Origin of the sequence: Serratia sp. ASV30 (assembly GCF_016428815.1) — a bacterium.
GTDB lineage: Bacteria > Pseudomonadota > Gammaproteobacteria > Enterobacterales > Enterobacteriaceae > Chania > Chania fonticola_C.
In genome coordinates, this window is the sequence record NZ_JAELTL010000004.1 from 57,566 (window position 1) to 80,500 (window position 22,935).

The 22,935-nt window shown below is 57.3% G+C and carries 15 protein-coding genes; 3 read left to right on the forward strand and 12 right to left on the reverse strand.

Going from position 1 to position 22,935, the window contains the following annotated elements:
• Window positions 1-40: 40 nt before the first annotated feature.
• From JHD74_RS02530 to bcsR, 9 genes are all read right to left on the reverse strand, one after another.
• Window positions 41-1,537, reverse strand: a complete 1,497-nt coding sequence (locus JHD74_RS02530; RefSeq protein ID WP_024527798.1) for a pitrilysin family protein — start codon at window positions 1,535-1,537, stop codon at window positions 41-43.
• A 319-nt stretch (window positions 1,538-1,856) separates the two neighbouring features.
• Window positions 1,857-3,149: a dicarboxylate/amino acid:cation symporter gene (locus tag JHD74_RS02535; RefSeq protein WP_024527797.1), complete on the reverse strand. Its 1,293-nt coding sequence runs from the start codon at window positions 3,147-3,149 to the stop codon at window positions 1,857-1,859.
• A gap of 314 nt (window positions 3,150-3,463) precedes the next feature.
• Complete coding sequence (gene hmsP, locus JHD74_RS02540) at window positions 3,464-5,476, reverse strand: biofilm formation regulator HmsP (RefSeq protein ID WP_199061537.1); 2,013 nt, start codon at window positions 5,474-5,476, stop codon at window positions 3,464-3,466.
• A gap of 318 nt (window positions 5,477-5,794) precedes the next feature.
• The gene (gene bcsC, locus JHD74_RS02545) at window positions 5,795-9,268 is read right to left on the reverse strand and encodes a cellulose synthase complex outer membrane protein BcsC (protein ID WP_199061539.1); all 3,474 of its coding nucleotides are present in this window, start codon (window positions 9,266-9,268) and stop codon (window positions 5,795-5,797) included.
• Window positions 9,250-10,362, reverse strand: coding sequence for a cellulose synthase complex periplasmic endoglucanase BcsZ (gene bcsZ / locus JHD74_RS02550; protein ID WP_199061627.1), 1,113 nt, complete (start codon window positions 10,360-10,362; stop codon window positions 9,250-9,252). The genes bcsC and bcsZ overlap by 19 nt, the downstream gene beginning before the upstream one ends.
• Window positions 10,363-10,370: 8 nt before the next feature.
• A complete protein-coding gene (bcsB, locus tag JHD74_RS02555; RefSeq protein ID WP_024527793.1) occupies window positions 10,371-12,680 on the reverse strand; it encodes a cellulose biosynthesis cyclic di-GMP-binding regulatory protein BcsB in 2,310 nt (769 codons plus the stop codon).
• A gap of 64 nt (window positions 12,681-12,744) precedes the next feature.
• The gene (bcsA, locus tag JHD74_RS02560; protein WP_199061541.1) at window positions 12,745-15,348 is read right to left on the reverse strand and encodes a UDP-forming cellulose synthase catalytic subunit; all 2,604 of its coding nucleotides are present in this window, start codon (window positions 15,346-15,348) and stop codon (window positions 12,745-12,747) included.
• Complete coding sequence (gene bcsQ / locus JHD74_RS02565) at window positions 15,345-16,082, reverse strand: cellulose biosynthesis protein BcsQ (RefSeq protein WP_024527791.1); 738 nt, start codon at window positions 16,080-16,082, stop codon at window positions 15,345-15,347. The genes bcsA and bcsQ overlap by 4 nt, the downstream gene beginning before the upstream one ends.
• Before the next feature lie 3 nt (window positions 16,083-16,085).
• Window positions 16,086-16,280, reverse strand: coding sequence for a cellulose biosynthesis protein BcsR (bcsR, locus tag JHD74_RS02570; RefSeq protein WP_024527790.1), 195 nt, complete (start codon window positions 16,278-16,280; stop codon window positions 16,086-16,088).
• A 194-nt stretch (window positions 16,281-16,474) separates the two neighbouring features.
• Here bcsR and bcsE point away from each other — a divergent pair, with 194 nt between their 5' ends.
• From bcsE to bcsG, 3 genes are read left to right on the forward strand one after another with little or no spacing between them, the layout of a single operon-like run.
• Window positions 16,475-18,040: a cellulose biosynthesis protein BcsE gene (gene bcsE / locus JHD74_RS02575; protein WP_199061549.1), complete on the forward strand. Its 1,566-nt coding sequence runs from the start codon at window positions 16,475-16,477 to the stop codon at window positions 18,038-18,040.
• The gene (gene bcsF, locus JHD74_RS02580; protein ID WP_199061551.1) at window positions 18,037-18,234 is read left to right on the forward strand and encodes a cellulose biosynthesis protein BcsF; all 198 of its coding nucleotides are present in this window, start codon (window positions 18,037-18,039) and stop codon (window positions 18,232-18,234) included. The genes bcsE and bcsF overlap by 4 nt, the downstream gene beginning before the upstream one ends.
• A 2-nt stretch (window positions 18,235-18,236) precedes the next feature.
• Window positions 18,237-19,892, forward strand: coding sequence for a cellulose biosynthesis protein BcsG (gene bcsG, locus JHD74_RS02585; protein ID WP_199061560.1), 1,656 nt, complete (start codon window positions 18,237-18,239; stop codon window positions 19,890-19,892).
• A 159-nt stretch (window positions 19,893-20,051) separates the two neighbouring features.
• Here bcsG and dppF read toward each other — a convergent pair whose 3' ends face one another.
• The 3 genes from dppF to dppC are packed head-to-tail and all read right to left on the reverse strand — an operon-like array spanning window position 20,052 to window position 22,935.
• Complete coding sequence (gene dppF, locus JHD74_RS02590; protein ID WP_021181580.1) at window positions 20,052-21,041, reverse strand: dipeptide ABC transporter ATP-binding subunit DppF; 990 nt, start codon at window positions 21,039-21,041, stop codon at window positions 20,052-20,054.
• Window positions 21,038-22,018, reverse strand: a complete 981-nt coding sequence (gene dppD / locus JHD74_RS02595; protein WP_021181581.1) for a dipeptide ABC transporter ATP-binding protein — start codon at window positions 22,016-22,018, stop codon at window positions 21,038-21,040. The genes dppF and dppD overlap by 4 nt, the downstream gene beginning before the upstream one ends.
• A gap of 14 nt (window positions 22,019-22,032) precedes the next feature.
• On the reverse strand, window positions 22,033-22,935 hold the full coding sequence (gene dppC, locus JHD74_RS02600) for a dipeptide ABC transporter permease DppC (protein ID WP_074030054.1): 903 nt from the start codon (window positions 22,933-22,935) through the stop codon (window positions 22,033-22,035).

Consider the following 22,935-nt stretch of genomic DNA (forward strand, 5'->3'; position numbering starts at 1 on the left):
CCCTCTCCCTGTGGGAGAGGGTTGGGGTGAGGGGCAATGATTACTGAGTGCTGGTTTCCGGTGCTGCGGTAGCCGCGTCCGCCGGTTTTGGCTCTTCGCTCACCACGGCTGGTGCTGGTGCCATGATGCCGTTATAGGTTTCCTGTAGCTGCTTCATATTCATCTCCGGCTCCCCCTTCGGCTGTAACAGCACCAAGGTGGCATCCTGCGACAGTTGCAGCTTCAGTTCCTGATTCAGCGATTCCAGCGTCAGCGACGACAAGAAAGCCTGACGCAGCTTCTGGTATTGCTCCGGAGCGATATCTACCACGCCACTTTGTTGTGAACGCAGACGCTGGCTCATCAGCACGTCGGTGTCGGTGCGGGCATAGGTAGCAAACAGTTTGCTCAACTGATCGGTTTTCTGTGCCAGCAAGGCATTGAACTCATCCTGAGACAGGCCGTTGTTACGCACATTAGCCAATTCGCGAGCAATAAAGGCCAGGCCGCTGTTCAGATTATCATTCGGTGAGTTCAGATGGATCGCACACTGGGCGCGTTGATACTGCACCCGGCAGTCAAAGCCCAGCTTGATGTTTTTCTGCTCGCTCTTTTGCAGCACCTGCTGAATGTGCCAGAACAGGGCTTCACGGGCCATATCACTGCGCCAGTAACGGCTCAGGCTTTGCGAATCGCGAATCGGATGCCATGGCGTATCCCACATGATCGACAGCGTATCCTGCTTCACCTGATCGCTGATCAGACTGACAGGCTGCGGCGGAAGCGGAGTCAGGGTTGGCATGGTTGCCGGCGCTTCACGCTTGCCTTGGAGAGGCGAGAATGCCTTGTTGATCTGTTCACTCAGGCTACGGCTATCAACTTTACCCACGACGTACAACGTCATGGCGTCCGGGGTATACCACTGCTGGTAAAATTTCTGCAGTTGCTCGATATTGACCGGCCGTTTGACCGGTTGGCCCGGATCGTGTGCCAGCAGCGTTGAGCCTTTCAGGCGATAACGCCACCAGCTGTCTTTGGGATCCGGCGGGAAGATACCGATAGGATCCATCTTGGCGTTCATCACCGCGTCTACCGTTGGCTCATCAATAGCCAGTTTACCCGTGGTATCCGCCAGCCAGGCCAGCGCCTCTTTCAACAGATCGGGGCGGTTATTGGGCAGGCTCAGGTTGTAGATAGTGAAATCATAAGAGCTGATGGCTGGCGGCAATGGCCGTTCACTGTCCACGCTCTGTTGCCACAGCGACTGTAGCTGCGGCTGGGTAAAACTCTCGCTGCGCGTAATCGCAATACGCGGCAGCAGATGGGCAAAACCGATCTGTTGGGCAGACTCCACCAGCGATCCGGTATTGACCATCAACCTTAACTCAACGCGATCGCTCGGGCGCTGTGGTGTATCAAGGATCTGCCAAGAAAAACCGTTATTCAGCTGCCCCTGCTGCCAGGCAGGATCAGGTTGTAGCGCTTCAGCGTGCACGCTGCCGTTGGCCGCAACCAACAGCAGCCCACCCACTAAAAGACGAATTCTGGTGCCCTGCATGTGAACCCCTACTTAATGACTAGCCAATTTTTTATGCAAATACGGATATTCCGTTCATTGGAATATAAGGCATCGTCCCGCCGCGATGTTGACGAGTACGGCCTGAACTGTGCGTGGCACAGCAACGATCACACCCTGAGTTTCACCGTAGGGCGGAAAGCACAAAGTGTACCATTCTGTTAGACCGCGCGCCTTGGCGGATGTCACTCATCACAGTGAAAAATAATAGCTGTAGGGTGTTATGGAGAAAAAATGAACAAGAAGCAAGGGAAAATGACATCGGCTGCGATGGCAGCCGATGTAGAAAGCAGGAAAAAACTTAGGCAGAAGGCAGCTTTTTGTCAGTAACAACCTTATCTGTTCTGTTATTCAGCACGTCTTGCAGCTGCTTCTCGTCCAGTTGGTTACACCATTTGGCCACCACTACCGTCGCCACACCGTTACCGACCAGGTTGGTCAAGGCGCGGGCTTCGGACATGAAGCGGTCGATACCGAGGATCAACGCCAGACCGGCCAGTGGTAAATGCCCTACTGCCGAAATGGTTGCTGCCAGTACGATAAAGCCACTGCCGGTCACCCCTGCCGCCCCTTTCGAGGAGAGCAACAGCACCACCAACAGGGTCACCTGATGCATGATGTCCATATGGGTGTTGGTTGCCTGGGCGATAAATACCGCCGCCATCGTCAGATAGATCGAGGTACCGTCAAGGTTGAACGAGTAGCCCGTCGGGATCACCAGGCCAACCACCGATTTCTTGCACCCCAGATTTTCCATTTTATCGAGCATGCGTGGCAGTACCGATTCGGAAGACGAAGTACCCAGTACGATCAGCAGTTCTTCTTTGATATAGCGAATAAATTTGAAGATGTTGAAACCGTTGTAACGGGCAATCGAACCCAGTACTACCACCACAAACAGCACGCAGGTGATATAGAAGCAGACAATCAGCTGGCCCAGTTGCAACAGCGTACCCACACCGTATTTGCCGATAGTGAACGCCATGGCACCAAAGGCACCCAGCGGCGCCAGGCGCATGATCATATTGATGATGCCAAAAATGACGCGGGAGAAGCTGTCAATGACGTTAAAGATCACCTGGCCTTTCTCACCCAGGCGATGCAGGGCAAAACCAAACAGCACCGCAAACAGCAGCACCTGCAAGATGTTGCCGCTGGCAAAGGCTCCGACCACGCTACCCGGGATAATATCCAACAGGAAAGGCACGATGCCCTGCTGCGAAGCCTGCTCGGCATAGACTGCCACCGCTTTGGCATCCAGCGTTCCCGCATCGACGTTCATCCCGGCACCGGGTTGCACCACGTTAACGATCACCAGGCCGATCAGCAACGCAATGGTACTGACGATTTCAAAGTACAGCAGGGCAATCGCCCCGGTACGGCCCACGGCCTTCATGCTCTCCATGCCCGCGATGCCGGTCACCACGGTACAGAAGATCACCGGAGCGATAATCATTTTGATTAATTTAACAAATCCATCACCCAGGGGTTTCATCTGGGCACCAAGGTCAGGGTAGAAATGGCCAAGCAGGATCCCCAGCGTAATCGCTGTTAACACCTGAAAATAGAGGCTCTTAAATATAGTTGTTTTCATTAGCACATCCTTTGGGGGGAGACAACGCGGCAGGCGGGCAATCAATCGTCCGTCCTGTTTATCGCTTGCGCGGAAAATAACACCCCCATAACAACATGGAAATAAATTGTTGCTGTTGTACAGGCATATTGGTGTGAATTTAAGAGCTGAAACGCGTCAGTCAGTGTGCAAGTTCCTGCGTTACGTAAGCTTTTCTTTGCATTAACTCAGAATAGGTAGCGCTTGAAACGGTTTTTTGACTGGGAAATTAGGCGGACACTCCCGCCCGAAAAGTACCAGGCGGGGGATAAAAACTCAGCGCCAGGTAAACCAGCTCACGCCTTGGTAACAGAGGCAAACTGCGCTTCAAACTCTTTGCGGGGCACGGGCTTGGCAAACAGGAAACCCTGGCCAGTTCGAATGCCGTGCTGTAACAACCAGTCTCGCTGCGCCGCCGTTTCCACCCCTTCCGCCATCACCGGCAAATGAAGCACCTCGGAAATCGAGCTGACAATCCGCACCATCGCATCGTCCTCCGGCAGGCCATCAATAAAGCTTTTATCGATTTTAATCAGATCGATCGGCAGGGATTTGAGACGATTGAGGTAATTCAGGCTGGCATAGCCCATACCAAAGTCATCCAAGGCGATCGATACGCCTAAATCATGCAATTCCCGTAGCAATTCCAGCGCCCCATCAAGGTCGTGGATACGCACCGTCTCGGTGATTTCCAGCAGCAGTTTATGCGGGTCGAGCTGGTGCTCGTCCAGCAACCGTTTCAGCTGAGGCACAAAGTCTTTATGCTGCAGCTGGATCGGCGAAATATTTACCGCCAACGGCAACGTGATGCCCTGGGATTGCCACGCGGCCAGAATACGGCATGACTCTTCCAGCACCCAGTTCCCTAGGGGTACTATCACGCCCAACTCCTCCGCCAGCGGGATCACATCCGCCGGGAGGATAATCTGGCCATCGGGCAGTTGCCAGCGCAGCAGGGCTTCTGCGCCGGTCACCTGATTGGTTTGCATATCCCACTGCGGTTGCAGGAACAGTGCAAACTGACGTTGTTCAATGGCCAGCAGGATCTCACTTTCCTGCGTCAGACGCTTTTGGGTTTTTTCGGTCAGGCAAGGCTCGAAGAACAGAATTTGATTTTTACCCTCACGATGCGCCGACATCATGGCCGAGGTGGCGCTACGCAGCAGTTGCTCCGCACTTTCCCCAGGATTGGGATAATGGGCAATACCGATACTGGCGCTTGGCCGCAGCGGCATCTTCTGTTGCAGGTTCAGCGGCGCATTGATGGCCGCCATCACTCTTCTGGCCAACTGCATGGCGTGAATGGGCTGCTCGATATTTTTCGCCAGGATGGCAAACTCGGCATTGCTCAGCTGCGCCAGCACGCAGTCCACACCGATAACCTGACGCAGTTTTTTTGCCAGCGTCAGCAACAGCGCTTCACGCATTGACGGGTTCAGCACGCCGGAGGCTTCATGCAGGGTTTCGATCCCCACCACCAGCAGATTAAAGCGCGGTGGCCGCATACTGGCAGTAATATGCTGTTCAAGCAGCGCGGCAAACAACACCGGATTGGGTAATTCGGTTATCGCGTTATGGGTACTCAGGCGGTTCATGGCGGTATGCGCCTTGGCCAGCGCTTGCTGGTTGCGGTTGTAATTGCGCACCAGCAAACCTAATTCATCGTCCTGATGCTGGGCAGGCAACATCAGTTGGTGATAAGGGAGATCTTCCTGAGGGATATTTTCCAGTTCACGCGCCATGGCTCGCAACGGATAAACCAGCAGCCGGTTCATGCACCAGCTAACGGCGATCGACAGGATCAACGCCAACAGCAGATAGGTCGACAGCATGGTCGATAGCGTGCTGAGGATAAACTGATACATGCGGTACGAATCGGCCTGCAACACCAGATAGGCCAGCGGCTGAGGATTGGCAGGCACCCGTTCAAGCGAATAGAGCGGCACCGAAATCTGTACCGGCAGCTCAAAGATACGCGCTACTAGCGCAGGGACCGGGCGTTCCGGCGGGAAATTGGCATGCAAAGCCTGAAACTCGTTCGGCAGGACGATATCCGCTCGGGTGAGGATCCCCACAGGCTGCAGAGCGTTGAGCACACGTTTGGTTTCCGGCACATCCATGCGCAGCACGGCTTCTGCCAGAGGCTGACGCACGGCCTGGGCCATATTCTCCAACTGCTGGGCATAGTCATCTCTGCGCTGCTGCACAAAGTGGAATAGCTGGATCACGATGAAGATACAGATCGTCACCAGTGCCACACCAGACACCGCCGCCATCTGCTTAATCGTTAATGAACGCCTGACCCGCAAAAACCTGCACTCCTAGATTAATCAATGACGCCCCTCACCCTATCCCTCTCCTAAAGGGAGAAGGGGTTGAATGTGCTAAAACCTAACTCTTGTGCCTGACCGCAGCTCCGTATCAGTTCCTGCAAGGAGGGCCTGGGTAAGGGGAAATATTGCTTGCTGGATAAGCGGCTTGAGTATACTCGATTGCCCCACCTGTTTACCTTACCAACCGCCTGGTAGCAGCAGGAAAAGCGCGGGTTTCGGTATTATCCTAGCCGGAATAGCCACAGGGTAACAAAACTACCCTGTGGGCGACACCACGAATCGACCAATATCACGTTACTTGAAGTCGGCGTATGGCGTTAGCGGCTGTGGTGGCAGATCGAGATCGCCCTGCCAACCGGCGAGCGAGTAACGCAGATAAATCAACGCATGGCTCGGGGTATAGTCTTTAGCCTGTTGAATATCGATGCCGGCCCCCAGCGTCCAATGGGAACTGAGGCGGCGTTCGATCAGGGCTCGCAGCGTATAGCCCACGCCGGAGGAGGAGCCACCGCTTTCCACCGCGTCTCTGTCTGGCAGGGAATCTGGGATCAGCCCTTGCAGGGGATAGCGTTTTTCATCGTTGGTTTTCGAGTGCGAGATCGACACCGAGCCCCCCACTTCCCACGACCAGTTTTCCGTGCGCTGGCGATAGTTCACCGGCACCGCCAGTGAAACATATTGCTGCGGGCTGTAATAACCCCCCTGCCCAAGGGAGTAACCGCTCAAGTCTTTCTGATAGTGCCAGAGCATGGTGCTCAACCCAACGGTGGCGCGGCGGTTATCTTCGTTTATCACCTTATAGTAATAACCGGCCATCAAGCGCTGGCGCTGGTTATCCTCGACATTCTGGCCGGTAAGCTGATGAGCACTGAGATCGGCCCACACGCCGTTGGCTTCACCGCGATCGTAGCTGGCGCTCAGATTGATACCGGTGGCACGCACGCCGCCCCAGGTAGTGCCGGTGTTCGGATCGCGAGTCCCGCCAAAGGCCAACAGCGAGCTGGTAATAGGCCGTCGCGAGGCACCCAGCGTCCAACCGATATGGTTCCAGTCACCGCTATAGGCCACGCCGCCGGCCCAGTCCACCACTTCAAATCCCATCGGGGTAGTGCCGATATCGGTTTGCCAATGGTCGTTAGCCCAACCGGCCGCCACGCTGGTGCCGGTGGTTTTTTGCCGTTCGTCACCGCGGCACCCCTGCGTGTTACAGGTGCCAAAGGTTTCGAAGTACTTGCCGTTATTATCGGTCGAGAAACTGCCCGCGTTCAGTTGGACGGTGTCGGTACGCAGGAACGCCCGGCCGTCATACAGCGGCATATCCACCTGCAACATGGTGTCATGCGCCTGATAATCCGAGATGCCACCGGTGCCGCTCGAACGCCAGTAGTCGTGATCGAGTGTGACCCTGACGTCCTGTTGGCGATAAAGATCGGCGGCATCGGAGCGGATGCCGCGTTTTAGCCAGTCATCCGTCGCGTTATTGCGGGTCAGACGGGTGTAACCGTCATTATCCTCGGGCACCGTTGGCGCAATGCCGCTGGCCACCATCGCCTGACGATAATCCTGCTGCGCCATTTGCGGTTGCAACTGCTTTTGCTCGAGCCTCGCAGCATCCCGATACACCAAGGCTTTAGCCTGCCCCGGCGGCTCTTTCTGGGCGGCCACTTTTAGCTGCTTGAAGATATCGGTCGCTTTCTGCGGTTCGCCCACTGCCGTCCAGGCATTGGCAACACGACGCTGGCCATTGATCGACTCGTCCGGTTGCGCTGGTGCCGTTTGCAGCCGTTGGCGGGCCTCGCTTAGCTGACCTTGCGCCACATAGGCTTCAATCTCCCCCAAACGCGCATCCGGATTATTCGGTTCACGCGCACGCACCCGCTGATAATCCGCCAGCGCCTCGTCATACTCTCCCCGCTCCAGCGCCCAGTCGGCCAAGGTCAGGTCGATGCGCGTTGCCGGGGGCTGCTGGCGCAGATAGGCGATTGCTGCGGGTTCATCACCGGCAGTTCGGAGCCGTTCGGCATGATCGAGCGTGGCCTGCATCTGCAAACGCTGGGCCATCTCACGCATCCCGTCGTTCCACTGCGCTTTGGGCAATGTATTCAACTGGGCCAACGCCTGGTTGTCACGATCGCTACCAGCCAGGTACAGCGCATAGGCGTAAACCTGCTGCGGATCGCCTGACTTCTTCGCGGCCAGTTGATGCATCAGCACGTCAGCCTGCTGCGGTTGCCCGGCCTGACGCAGCGTTTGCGCATAGTGATAGGTCAGCCAGACGTCATCAGGATCCTTCTGGTGCGCCTGCCGGTACTTTTCCGCCGCTTCTGGCCACTGCTGGCGCTGGGCCAGTTCGTCAGCCTGCTGTTTGAGCATGTCCAGTTGCAGCCCGTTGAGGGTGCTGTGCAGCTTGTTCTGCTGCCCACGAGGCAGGCTATTGAGATAGGCCAGCGCTTTTTGTGGCGACTGCCGCTGGTAGATATTCACCAAACCCCGCACCGCGCTGCCACTGCCCGGATCCAGGCGCAGAGCCTGCTGATAGTAGCGCTCAGCTGCAGCATCATCTTTACGGGCTACGGCAACATCGCCCAGGCCGACCAAAGCATCGCTGTCGCCGTTATCAATCTGCCGCGCCTGCTGGTATTTTTGCTGAGCCAACGGCAGGTTATTGGCCTTTAACGCCTTGTCGCCCGCATCGATCGCCAGCCAGTAGCGGGTGGTTTTGATCAGGCTCTGCCATTTGCCGCTATCATAGTTATCCTTGTCCGCCTTCTGCGCCTGTTGGAACAGGCTAAGTGCCTGCTGCCGGTTACCGGCGCGAGAATAGGCCAGGCCTAGCGCACCAAGCACTTCGGCATCATTAGGCGCACTCGATAGCGCTTTTTTCAGTTCCGGGATTGCCGCACGGCTGCCGCCTTTATTCACCTGCGCCAGCCCGGTCATGCGCGCGCGATAGGCAGGGTCGGCCAACAGCGTTCGCTGGCGGGCAAGTTCCTGTTGTGCGCCAAGCGCCTGTTCACCGCTTTCAAATACGCCGAGGAAACGGTTCAACGCCGCCACGCTCTGCGGGCTGACCGGCAACGCTTTGACCTGTTCCATCCACAAATCCGCCGCAGAACCGCGGCCTGCGGGATCGGTAGCCACTTGCTGTAACAGCTCATAGGCCTGAGCGTCGCGATCCTGGCTGAACAGCATCCGCGCCAGCGCCATGCGCAGCGTGATGTTACCGGGATATTGCCGATCCAGCGCCTGTAGTTGCTGTATCGCTGCCTGCTCCTGGCCGGGTAATCTGGCCACCAGACGCCAATACTCCACCGCCAGATCGAGCGTTGGCAGATTACCGTGGAACAGCGCATCGTACTGAGCTTTGGCCTCCGGCAAACGCCCTGCTGTCGCCATCAGGCGCGCCTGTTGCAGCTTCTGGCGAGTTTCCGGCTGGGTCAGCAGCATATTCATTTCTGCCTGGCGAAACACCGGCGATTGCGGTGCCACTCCCTTCAGCTTATCCAACTGTTGTTGCGCCAAGACCTGATTACCCTGCCGCAGAGCCAGGCGCATACGCGCCGCTATCACGTCGGGGTTATTCGGGTCCATCAGCTCAAGGCGATACAGCGATTGACGCACCAGCTCATCTTTGTTGCTGGCTTCGCCGATGCGCACCTGCTCCAGCAGCCATTGCTCCGGGGCAACGCTCTGGGCACTCTGCGCCTGCGGCAACAGAGCCAGGCTTAAAGGAAACAGGCTTAGCCAGCCTAGTGTGAAGTTGCGCATTGGCTACCCCAGGCGGGTTGAAGTTCACCCTGACGATTGAAACGAAAACGTTGCTGATCCCATCCCTGGCCAAACAGCAGCAATGAGGCGCTGAAATAGGCGTCATTACCCAAAGGGTTATCCTGAATACGCTGGCGTTGCACCGCCAGGGCATCGGGTTGTGCGGCCAGCAGCGGCAACAGCGCAGCGGAGAAGCCTACCGGGCCCGTACCGTTGGTTTTCCCGCTGGCGGTATCGACCTTCTCTGGCACTGCACCAGACTGAGCGGTGAGGCGTACCATCGGTTGGAACTGCTTCACCAGCGCCGCTTTATGGGGATCGTCGTCCGCCAACATCCCAGCCCAGAGATAGACGCGGATGGCGTCATAGCTGCCGATATTGGGTTTGACGGGATCGGGCTGCCAGCCTTTGCCGGATTGCCACTCGGCCCAGTCGGGTGAAAATCCTTGCGGAGCCGTTTCCAGCAGCAACCGCTGGCTGGTTTTCTGCATCGCTCGCCACGGCCCGTTCAATTGGGCAAAGCGGGCCAACAACTGTGGTGGTAAATAGCTAGGGTTCAAGCGCCAACGATCCTCGGCCACAAAACCCACCTTGCCCGGCAGCAGCATCAGCCCCAAACCGGGGATATTCGCCACCTCTTCACGACCAATCCGTTGCAACAACAGCGTGCCCAATGTTTGATAGCGGCGGCTTTGCCACAGCCGCCCCGCTTCCAGCAGATTGTAAGCGATCCATAGATCCGCATCGGCAGCCGAGTTGCTGTCCAACACCTTCCAGGCCTTGGCATCGTCCTGCCCCCACAGCCAGGCGGGCAGATGTGCGCTCAGGTCACCAGAGGCGAGATTGTTCTCCGTCCACGCCAACAGCTTATCGAAGGCAGGCCGATCGTTGGCCACCAGCGCGAAGAACATCCCATAGCTCTGCCCTTCGGACGTGGTGATGCGCTTCGGGCTGCTGGGATCGATCACCCGCCCTTCATCGCTGAGATAAAACTGTTGGTACTGCTGCCAGGCTGGCCAATCACAGCTTGCTGCCGTGCTGAACGCACACAGCATCATCAGGCCAGGCAGCAGACGGCGCAGACAGATCTCCATCATGGCAATTAATCCCGATCTTCCGGTGACAGACGACGACGGCTAAAGGCCTTCAGACCACGCCGCAGCAACAAGGCCACCATCACCACCACCAGCGCGGCTATCGCACCCAGCAGCAGCGGATGTGTCGACAACGCATACCAGATACGTTCCCACCACGGCAGATGACCAACGTAGTAAACATCCCCCACGCGCAGGCTATCGACGCCGGACTCACGGATCACGGCCACCGAACCAAACATCGCCGCACGCTTGCCGCTGTCTAGCTGCGCATTATTCAACAATTCATAACCCCTCGGGCTGTCTGCCAGCAGGGCTACAATGCTGCGCTGATCGTAGAACGGGGACTGCACGCCAACCACCGCCGCCATCGCCCCTTCCGAGCTGATGGTAGTTTTGCTGTCTGGCTTAGCGTCATCCTGCTGCACCTCCATACTCGGCAGCGGCAGTTGGCGCATCGGCATTTTCACCCAGCTCAGCGTCGCCTCTACCAGCAGGTTGATTTTCTTGTCATCACGCAGCTCCGGAGGAATGGTGCCGATCAGCAGGATATCGACGTCCTTATCCTTGGCCTGTGACCAGTCATCGGACAACGAGAAAGCCAGCGCCGGATAACCGGTTTGCGCCCCCATGTTACCCATAGCGTTGAGCAAGGCGCTCACCTGGGCGGGTTGCGGCTGTTTGTTCACCAGCACCAGCGTTTGCGACAGATCCGCCAGACGGCTGAAAGGGAAACCGGCGTTGGCAAAGGAACGTAGGTCGGGCATGGTGATAAAGTGACGATAGCCGGAGAAATCGATGGTGGAGTTGCCGTCGATCACCGCATGGTTCGGCACCAAGGAATAGGTTTCGCAACGCCCTTCGGCACCGCTGGCCAACAGCGTGGTGTAATCGAAGTCAAAGCGCAGCTGGTTGGTCGCCCCCAACTTCAGCGCCGGAATATTGACCGCCTTGTCGGAATCGAGCAACCCCTGAGCCAGCGGCAAACGCAACAGCTGCGCGCCCTTCTCATTTTCCGGCACCAGGGCATAGGACTGCACAAACTGATTGTTCAGGCTGATGCTCAAGCGTGAACCATCCTCAATACGCGGCGAGGTATAGCGGTATTTCAGCTGCATATCGATGCCGGTGCTGTGGATCAGGAACAGATCCGGCGGCAGGTTCATCGACAGTGAGATCGGCCCAGGTTCGACGCCGTTAGTCTGTAACTGCTCGGCATATTGCTGCAATTCACTGAACTTCATTGCCCGATCGGTACGCACCCAGTTTGGCGCATCGTACGGCTGGCGAACGGCCAACTGCTCAACCTTATCCACACTCAGAGTCTGGCCACGGAACAGGATATTACCCTGCGCGATGCCCTTCACCGCCGTGATCAGGTCCTTATCATCACGGCCCTGTACTAACAACAGCTTCACATAGGGGTTATCCGGGTGGCTGATCATTTCCACCGTCGGCCCGTTGACCGCCGGATAATCCTTCAGGAAATCCGGGCGCTGTTTATTGGTGGCAAACACGATGGCGTGCTGGCTTGGCAAGCGGTTAAACAGCGTCGGGAAGGACTGACCGCGCCACTGCGCCTGGGTGCCGAACCACGAGGCCAAGATCCCCGCCGCACGCTGTTGTTCAAGATCGGGTTGGCCGGCAAACACCATCGGCAGCGTTAATGGCCGATCGTCTCGACTGTCAAAGAAGGGTTCCGGGAAGTGGGAAAGCTCATTTTTCACCGGCAGCGTCTGGTAACGCAGGCTCAGCGAACTGGATTTGCTGACGTCCAACCACAGCGTGCTGTTGGCCGGGTTCTCACAAATGTTCTGATAGTGGCCGACAAACACCAGGCGAATGCGGTTAAAATCGGTGATATAACGCGGATCGATCGGCAACTGGACACGATTGGGCTTACCCAACTGCTCTTTGGCGATGGTGATGACACCCATCAGCTCATCGTTGAGGTAGATCTTGACGTGCGACTCCACCGGGATCAGCGACGGTGATGGGGTAAACTCCAGGTCCAGCATCGCCTGCGAAACCACTTCGTCACTGCGCACGCCAAACTCAATCTGGCCTTCTGGGCGGGTGCCACGCAAGATAAAGGTGCCGGGCGGCGGTGCCACCTCGGTAAACGGCAGTTTTACATCTCGCACCGGTGCATCGGGTGCTTGCGGCGCTACCATTCCCATAGGTACGGCGGCCGGAGCTTCTGCCACAGTGCTCGCAGGCGGAGTCACGTCGGCCGCTGGTGTGGGGGCCGTTTCCGCCTGAGATAAGCTACTAATGCCTAAGGCCAGCGCGGTAAACCAGTTTATTTTTCTCGTCATCGTATCATCATCAATGTTGGGGCCGGTTCGCCGGGCTTGCGAACGGGCAGTTACGATACACAGCCTATGCCACAGTCCCTGGGGCCGTAGGAGCACGGTCTCTGCCTACGCCATGCGGAATAAATGACAGGATCCAGGTGGCCAGCGAGGTCAGGCCGACCAGGATCTTGCGCATCGTTGGCGGCGCATAGTCCGCCATGCGCCGGTAGCCGTGAAAACCTAGCATCAGTACGTCCCGCAGGCTGTCCACCGGCCGGTCTTCCGGGAATGCGTCTTGCCACAGTGCCCAGGTATCGGCCCGGGCAAAAGTGCATTGAATAAATTCGATATGTTGGCGTGTCGAGAGTTCGACCAAGCGGACCCCCACCGAGCGGCCATGGGAGCGCGTCACCACGCAAGGGAAGCTGAACTCCTGCTGGCCACGTTTAAGCAGCAGCGCAATCTGGTCATGCTCTTGCAACTGATCCGGCACGCGCATTTCGATACCTACACCACCGTCGGAGTAATCACGCAACGTACAGGGGAACAGATGTCCGTCGGCCCGGGCTACCGCCGCAGGCATGGCGATCTCCACGCGATGCGACTGCCGTACCTGCCTGGCCTCCACCGCCACGGCCACCGCTCCACCGAGGATGGTCATGTTATAGATCACCCAAATCAGGCTGATAACCACCGTCATCATCTCGTCTGGCGGGCCGTAGAAAAAGCGCCACACGCCAAAACCCAGGCCTGCCAGATTGAGTGTCACCAACAGCAGGTAAGGCCGGGTGATCACCCAATCGACGTGCTCTTGCGTAACCAGCCCGCCTTTGGCGGTGACGTTGAACTTGCCTTTATGCGGATTGAACAAGGCCACGGTCGTTGGCCGGGCGATATACCAGGCCAGCACGGTTTCGTAGATTTCACTCCAGAAGGAATGGCGGTATTTGCCTTGAATACGTGAGTTGGTCAGGCTGGCGTGGATCATGTGGGGCAGCACATACAGCGCAATCGCCAAGGCTGGCGCGAAGATGATGTAAGCATGCATCAACAAAAATGCCAGCGGCGCGGTCAGGAAGATCAGGCGCGGAATACCGGACAGGAAGTGCAGCATGGCGTTGGCATAGCACAGGCGCTGGGCAAACTTCAGCCCTTTGCCCAGTAACGGGTTATCCAACCGGAAGATCTGCACCATGCCGCGCGCCCAACGAATACGCTGGCCGATATGGGCAGACAGGCTTTCCGTTGCCAGCCCGGCGGCCTGCGGAATGCGGATATAGGCCGAGGTGTGGCCAAGGCGGTGCAGACGCAGCGAAGTATGGGCATCTTCAGTCACCGTTTCCACCGCGATACCGCCGATTTCATCTAATGCCGTACGGCGCAAGATGGCGCAGGAGCCGCAGAAGAAGGTGGCATCCCACATATCATTACCGTCCTGTACCAGCCCATAGAACAGGGTGCCTTCATTTGGCGTCTGGCGAAAACGCCCCAGGTTGCGCTCAAACGGATCGGGCGAGAAGAAATGGTGCGGCGTTTGCAACATCGCCAGCTTCTTGTCTTTAAAGAACCAGCCCATGGTCAGTTGCAGGAAAGAACGCGTGGGGACGTGATCGCAGTCGAAGATGGCAACAAAATCACCGCTAGCATACTTGAGCGCATTGTTGATATTGCCCGCTTTGGCGTGTTCATGGGTCGGCCGGGCGATGTATTTCACCCCGACCTCTGCGGCAAAGGCTTTGAACTCTGGCCGGTTACCGTCGTCGAGAATATAGATGTTGATTTTATCTTTCGGCCAGTCAATCCCCAGGGCCGCATAGACGGTGGGCTTCACCACGCCCAGATCTTCGTTGTAGGTCGGCACCAGCAGATCGACGGTCGGCCAGGTGTTGCTGTCGGCAGGCATCGGCACCGGCTGGCGATTCAACGGCCACACGGTTTGGAAGTAGCCCAGCACCAGCACTACCCAGGCATAGGTTTCCGCCGCCAGCAACAGCAGGCCGCAGATCAGGCTGAGCGGATCGTCCCAGTTCAGCGTTGAGGTATAGCGCCACCATAAATAACGGCAGGAAACGGTCAGCGACAGCACAATCAGCATCAGGCCGGGTAACCGGCCAGGAATACGCCGCACCACCATGGCGATACACCACAGCAGCAGCACAAAAATAAACTGGGCGGGCAGTTCAAAGGGCTGGGAAATACACAGCAGAGCCAGCAACCCGGCCAATAGGCCAGCAATGATAAACAGCACCCGGCGCACCCGGTGATTCATCCGGTTAAGGCGCTCTACCGTACGCTCCTCCATACCAGCCCCCTGCAAGCGCTGCGGCAAGCTTTGCAACCAGTTGGCGTAACGCAGTTGCAAACGGTGCCAACCGGCAAAGTAGGAGCGTCCCATCGGGGCCGGAACACTGTGGGTCACCAGCAGCCAAAACCCCTGCAACAAATAACGCAGCGCATCTGCCGGGCGTGGACGATGGGGGGAAATATGGGGGAACCAATAGCTTTGGCCTGCCTGCACCTTTTGCCAGCCAGGGGACTCAAACCGCAGCAACAGCCAGCCGATGGCCACCATCAGGGTCGTGAGGCCAGCGGTAAATGCCGGGGCCCCCGCGTGGCGATAAGCACGATAGCGTTGTTGCACCGCCCGGTGAACGGGAGGCACCAGCAGCAGGCTCAATACCCTGCTCATACCTCGGCGTCCTGCAGGTTGAGCAGACACCAGTTGGCCAGCGTCAGCACTTCGTCGGCCGCCAGGCTTTCCGGTCGATACTCTCCGAGCGGCTGCTTGACCGCCATCGCTTCCGCCAGCGCTTCATCTCGATGGATCACCAGTGGCAACAGACCTGCCAGCGTTTGTAACCACAGCTGATGCAGATCTTGCTGCAACGGGCTGGCCGAGGAGTAGTGATTAATCAGCAGGTGGCACCCCGTAGGCAACGGTTGCTGATGCAGGCGCGCATGGCAGTTGGCATCGGGGCCGAGCAACAGGAAAACCTGGTCGGCCAGCGCCAACTGCTGTTCAATCTGGGGACCGTCACCCGCCGGAATATCCAGCAGGATCCAGCGATACAGCCCTGAAGCACGCAGCTGAGTCAGAAAATCATGCCAACGTTGTGGGGTATCACTCTGTTGCTGCAGTACTTTTACACGTTCGGCTGCGCTTAAGCGGCCAAACGGCAGAAAATCGAGTTTTTTGCCGTAACGCATTGCCCCTTGCTGCCAACCGCTGCCATCCAGCTCTGCACGAGCCCAGCCCCGGTTCAGTTCGAAGGGCATATTAAAGTGTAATCGCAGCAGGTTGTCCGGTGACAGGTCAATTGCCAGTACCGACTCGCCCAGTTGCTGTAACGCCCAAGCTAACGCCGCAGTGATTGACGTGGTGCCAATACCGCCCCGAATCCCTTGCAGTGCAATGACCGGCATGGATCAAGCACTCCCCGTCTTGTTGGCCAGCTCCGCCAGCAGCGGCCAGCGGACCATCATTTGTGCTAGCCGTTCCTGGCGTGAAATATCGATGTAGTTTAACTTGGGCAACGAAAAGGCACGGCTCAAGGCCTGCAAATCGTCCTGAAGTTCTACTGGTGCTTTCTCCCGAAGCCTTCTTAACGCATCATTATTCATCTTGCCGCCTCATAAAATAGGCTAATGTTAAATGACTATAGCAACGTTCGGAAAAAATTGGGCCAATAAGATGAATCTTAACGGATAATATCCCTATTATGGCTAGATTTGCTATGCTAACTCAGACATTACGCTTTTAATGTGACCAGCTCGGGTTTGGTCTACGCCACTTTCAACGAAAGTAGAATAAATCTATGGCGCACTCTTTTTCATTAGGTATCCGACGGATTTGGCAAGAATTGTCGGCTATGCAATCCCCAGGCTTTTACTGGGTGAATATCGATCGCCAGAGCGATGCCAACCTGTTTTGCCGGCAGATCATCGCCGCCCAGGAAGAAAATAGCCCGTTGGCACTGATTTGTAGCGGCAATCAGGCGGACACCTTATTGGCAACGCCTCTTTCCTCTGCGATAAAAAAACTCCCTTTATATAGCCTGCCAGAAAAAAAAGCGGCGCTGTTGCATTTGGCCGACGATCTGATGCGTGAGCTAAAACCCAGCAACCGCTTACTGATCCTGTTGGTCCACGCCAGCCTGTGGCAAACCTTTACCAACGATGAATTGCGCAAATGGGCCGCTCAACTCGGCCAATGGTTACACCAGCAGCAGTGCACACTGGTGATACTCAGCCACGGTAGCGGCGTGAGTAAACTCAAAGGCCAGCTAGCCGCCGAACACCGCATTCTCAACGGCCTGGCCAGCCTGCAGGGGCTGCAAGGCAGTGCCCAGTATCTGGTGCACTGGTGGAGCACGGCAAACGGCATCAATGCCAACCAGCTGTTCACTCTGACCGAAGGCCCGGAAGGCTGGGAAGGTGCGGACGACAGCAACCAGCCCTCCCCTACCCCGGAACGCAATGACGAGAGCCTGTGCCTGGCGGAACAACGCATTCTCGAGGGCGCCCCACCGCTATCGGCCAGTTGGCAACTGTTTGAGAGCAATACCAAGTTGATGCAGCGTGGCATGTTGACCATCGCCGCCACGCTGATCTTCGCCCTGTATCAAAGTGACGAAATTGACGAGTTGGCCCATCAGATCCATAGCCTGCGCCGCAGCAGGGGCGACGGGCTGAAGATTGTCGTGCGCGAGATGAGCGCCAGCCTGCGCTACAGCGACGAACGCCTGCTGCTGGCCTGCGGTGCCAATCTGATCGTGCCCCACGTGGCACCGCTTTCCAGTTTTTTGACCATGTTGGAAGGTATTCAGGGGCAACGCCTGTCGCGCCATATTCCGGCGGATATTGACAAGCTGCTCGCCGGGCTGCGCCCAATGAAACTGAAAGGCTACCTGCCGCTAGAAGAATTCAACCGGGCGGTGACATCACTGATGGAAAATACCCTGTTGCCGGAAGATGGAAAAGGGGTGATGGTCGCCCTACGCCCAGCACCAGGGTTGAGCGCTCGCCAGTCGATGACGCTGTGCCATTTGCGGCGTTTTGGCGACATCATGACCGTGGCGCAGAATCGGCTGTTCCTGTTCCTTTCCACCTGCCGGATTAACGATCTGGATACCGCACTGAAATTCGTCTTCCGCCTGCCAGTGAGCGAGGCGTTCAGTAATCGGGTAGTGTGGCATCTGGATGTGGATATTACCGATAAAATCAGGCTGTTGCGGCAGCATATCGAGTTTTCGCTCCCCGCCAGCAAGCTGCAATCGGCCGCTGCCACAACAACCCACGCCGTAGAAACGGAACACCAGACCGAACGCCGGGAACCCATTCCCTTCACCCTGATGAGCCTCGGGCAGGGGGAACAGCCATGAACGCACTTGACGATATCGTGCAACTGGTGATCCTGTGCGCAATAGTGTTTATCCCTATGGGATACCTGCTGCATCGCCGTTTCCCCAACTGGCGCCGATCTTGGCAGAATTTGTTGTTATCACCGCGCTATTTAAAGTCGGCAGGGCTATGGGTGCGCACAGGTTCCACCTCTCAAATCAAGCGTAAAAAATAACCATGAGTGACGATAAAATAACGCAACCTGACAATACCTTATGGCGATACTGGCGCGGCCTTGGTGGCTGGAACTTCTATTTCCTGGCCAAGTTCGGCCTGTTGTGGTTCGGTTATCTGAACTTCCATGCGCTGCCCAACCTGGTGTTTATGGCCTTTTTACTGATGCCGATCCCGTCGCCGCGCTTGCACCGCTGGCGTCACCTGATCGCCATTCCTATCGGTATCGGTTTGTTCTACCACGACACCTGGCTGCCGGGGATTAACAGCATCCTTAGCCAAGGCTCGCAGCTCACCGGTTTCAGTGTGGATTACCTGCTGGAGCTGGCCAACCGCTTTATCAACTGGCAGATGATTGGCGCCGCCTTCGTACTGCTGATTGCCTACCTGTTCCTGGCCCAATGGATACGCATCACGGTGTTTACCGTGGCGGCATTGGTATGGTTGAACGTGGTCAATATTGCAGGTCCGGCGGTGTCCTTACTGCCTGCCACCAACACCGCAACGGTGACGAATACCCCGTCGACACCGGCCACGGCGACGGCACCAGGTGGCAATCTGCCTGCGGCCAACGGCCCACCGACCGATGCCAACCTTACGGCCTACCTGGAGCAGTTCTACCAGCAGGAAAAAGCCCGAGCGACCACCTTCCCGGCCGCCTTGCCTGCCGATGCCCAGCCGTTTGACGTGCTGATCATCAACATCTGTTCGCTGGCCTGGGCCGATCTGGACGCCGTCAATCTGCGCAACCATCCGCTATGGGCCAAGATGGATATTATGTTCACCAACTTCAACTCGGCCACCGCGTACAGCGGCCCAGCCGCTATCCGCCTGTTACGCGCCAGCTGCGGCCAGCCTTCGCATCACGATTTGTATCAGCCCGCCAATCAGCAGTGCTACCTGTTTGATAACCTGGCCAAGCTGGGCTTTAAACAACAGCTGATGCTGGATCACTCCGGCGTGTTCGGTAACTTCCTGAAAGAATTGCGTGAACAAGGTGATATACAGGCTCCGCTGATGTCACAAGCCGGGATCGGCAATGAGTTGGCGTCGTTCGACGGCGAACCGATCTATAACGATCTGCAACTGCTCAACCGCTGGCTCGATCAGCAGAAAAAGGGGGGCGATGCTCGCACCGCCACCTTCTTCAACCTGATCCCATTGCATGATGGTAACCGCTTTATTGGGGGTAAACAGACCGCCGATTACCAGCCCCGAGCGCAGCAACTCTTCGATCAGTTGAACACCTTCCTTGATGAGCTACAGAAATCCGGGCGCAAGGTGATGGTGGTGATCGTGCCGGAGCACGGTGCAGCGCTGACGGGCGACAAAATGCAGATGTCCGGCCTGCGTGATATCCCAAGCCTGAACATTACCCATACGCCGGTTGGTATCAAACTGGTTGGTATGCAGGCCCCGCATCAGGGCAACCCGGTGGAGATTAAAACGCCGAGCAGCTACCTGGCGCTGTCCGAGTTGGTCTCGCGGTTGGTGGACGGCAAGGTGTTTACTGCGCCAAGCGTCGACTGGCAAGTGCTGACGCAGAACCTGCCGCAAACGGCGGTGATCTCTGAGAATGACAATGCCATCGTGATGCAGTATCAGGGCAAGGCGTATATTCGCCTTAATGGCGGGGATTGGGTGCCTTATCCCCAGTAAGCGGTGAGGGGCGTTTGGCGGCTAGTAAGTTTCTGCACCGCACTCATAAAAAACGCCGGTATCGCTACCGGCGTCTGATTGAAGATAGAGTGACAATGTCGCAGAGGTAACCGGGCGCAGCATGCAGAGTATCTACGTTGCGAGCCCGGTGAGGAAATATCAAGACCCTGCGGCTTCATCCTGGTCAACGGCAAAGCAGGCCACCATCTGATCGCCATACTGCTTGAGCTGCGGTTGCAGCTGGGTGCAGGTGCCAAAGGCACGGCGGCAACGGGCGTTGAATGCACAGCCCGGTGGTGGGTTCATTGGGCTTGGCAGTTCACCGGTCAACTTAATGCGCTCCCGGCGCATATCCGGGTTCAGGCGCGGCGTAGCAGAAAGCAGTGCCTGAGTGTACGGATGGCGCGGGTTATTGAAGATGGCGTCTTTACTGCCCTTCTCCACGCAGCGGCCGAGGTACATCACCATCACTTCATCAGCGATGTGCTCCACCACCGACAGATCGTGGGAGATGAACACGTAAGACAGCCCCAGATCCTGTTGCAGGTCCATCATCAGGTTCAGCACCTGCGCACGCACGGACACGTCCAGCGCAGAAACTGGCTCATCGGCAATCACCACGTCCGGGTTGAGCATCAGCCCACGCGCAATGGCGATACGCTGCCGCTGGCCGCCGGAGAACATATGCGGGTAACGGTCATAATGTTCGGTTTTCAGGCCGACCTTCGCCATCATCTCCAGCGCTTTCTCACGCCGTTCTGCGCTGCTCAACGAGGTGTTGATCAGCAACGGCTCCTCAAGGATCTGCCCCACCTTCTTACGGGGGTTAAGCGATCCGTAAGGATTCTGGAACACGATCTGGATCTTCTGGCGGCGCAGCTTCTCTGCCGTCACATCCGGCTTAAGCAGATCTTGCCCCTGATAGTACAGCTCACCACCGGTAGGGATTTCGATCATGGTCAGCAGGCGGCCCAGCGTGGACTTGCCACAGCCAGACTCCCCAACCACCGCCAGGGTTTTACCGCGTTCAAGGGTAAAGGAAACCCCGTCCAGCGCTTTTACCAGCCGTTCCGGGGCAAACAGCCCCTTCTTGACCGGGTAGTGTTTTTTCAGGTCAATGGCCTGCAATAAAGGGTGATTCTGGCTCATACGGTCGGCCTCCCCGCATCATCCAGCGGTGTGTGACATTTAACCTGACGGCCGGGAATGCTGCGCAGTTCCGGCTCTTCTTCGCGACAGTGTTGGGTTGCATACGGGCAACGCGGGTTCAGCAAGCAGCCTTGTGGCCGATCGTACTTACCCGGCACCACGCCAGGCAACGAAGCTAAACGCGCCTTGTCGGTAGCAAACTCTGGCAATGCGCGCAGCAGCGCCTGGGTGTACGGGTGGCGCGGCGAACGGAAAATTTCTACCGCCTTGCCGGATTCCACTACCTGCCCGGCATACATCACGATGATGTGGTGTGCCGCTTCCGCCACCAGCGCCAGATCGTGGGTGATCAGCAGCAGCGCCATATTTTCGCGCTGTTGCAGCTCGAGCAGCAGCTCAATGATCTGAGCCTGGATGGTCACGTCGAGCGCGGTCGTCGGTTCATCCGCAATCAGCAGCTTGGGCCGGCAGGCGATCGCCATAGCGATCATCACACGCTGGCTCATCCCGCCGGAAAGCTGATGAGGGTAAACGTCCAGCCGCGAGGCCGGATCGGGAATGCCCACCTGATTGAGCAGATCGATAGCGCGTTGGCGACGGGTGCGGCGGTTACCGCCCTGATGCACCTTCAGCGCTTCCATAATCTGGAAACCGACGGTATAGCACGGGTTCAGGCTGGTCATCGGATCCTGGAAGATCATCGCTACTTCGGAGCCCACCAGCTGGCGGCGCTCTTTCTCCGAGATTTTCCGCAGGTCCTGGCCGTTGAACTCCAGCTTGTCAGCCATCACCTTGCCAGGGAAATCGATCAACCCCATGATCGCCAGCGAACTGACGGATTTACCGGAGCCGGATTCGCCGACGATGCCAACCACCTGCCCCTGTTCTACGCTGTAGCTGATTCGGTCTACCGCGCGGAACGGCGCACCTTCGTCACCGAAGTGCACCGAAAGCTTGTCTACATTTAATAACGCCATTCTCTCTTCCTCTGTTACTGCTTGAGTTTGGGGTCGAGAGCATCACGCAAGCCGTCCCCCATCAGGTTAAAGGCCAAAACCGTCAGCAGAATTGCCACCCCTGGGAAGGTCACAACCCACCAGGCACTTTGCGCGAACTGCAGTACGTCAGAGAGCATGGTGCCCCACTCCGGCGTTGGCGGTTGCGCACCCATACCCAGGAAGCCGAGAGCGGCCATATCCAGAATGGCGTTCGAGAAACCGAGAGAAGCCTGCACGATCAGCGGTGCCAGGCAGTTTGGCAAGATATTGACGAACATCTGACGCGCCGCGCCAGCACCCGCCACGCGGGAAGCAGTAACGTAATCGCGGTTTACTTCCACCAGCACCGCAGCACGAGTCAAGCGAACATAGTGCGGCAAAGCAACGAAGGTCAGCGCCAGCGAGGCGTTAACGATCGAGGGCCCAAACACCGCCACCAGCACCAACGCCAACAGCAGGCTTGGCAGTGCCAGCATGATATCGACCACGCGCATGATGATGGCATCGACTACGCCGCCGAAATAACCGGCCAACAGGCCGAATACCACGCCCATCACCAGCGAAAGCACCACCACCAGGCAGCCTACCAACAGCGAGAGCCTGGCACCGTACATCAGGCGCGACAACACATCACGGCCGACATCGTCGGTACCCAGAATAAACTTCCAGCTTCCGCCAGTCTCCCAGACCGGGGGCCTAAGCAGGGCATCACGGAACTGTTCGGCAGGCGCATGTGGAGCCAGGAACCCGGCCCCCACGGCAACCACCAGCATGATAACGATATAAGCCAGGCCAACCACGGCCCCTTTGTTGCGCTTGAAATAGTGCCAAAACTCCTGGAACGGGGTCATTGGCTTCGGCGCACCTTTCACTACAGACTCGGTAATTTGAGACAT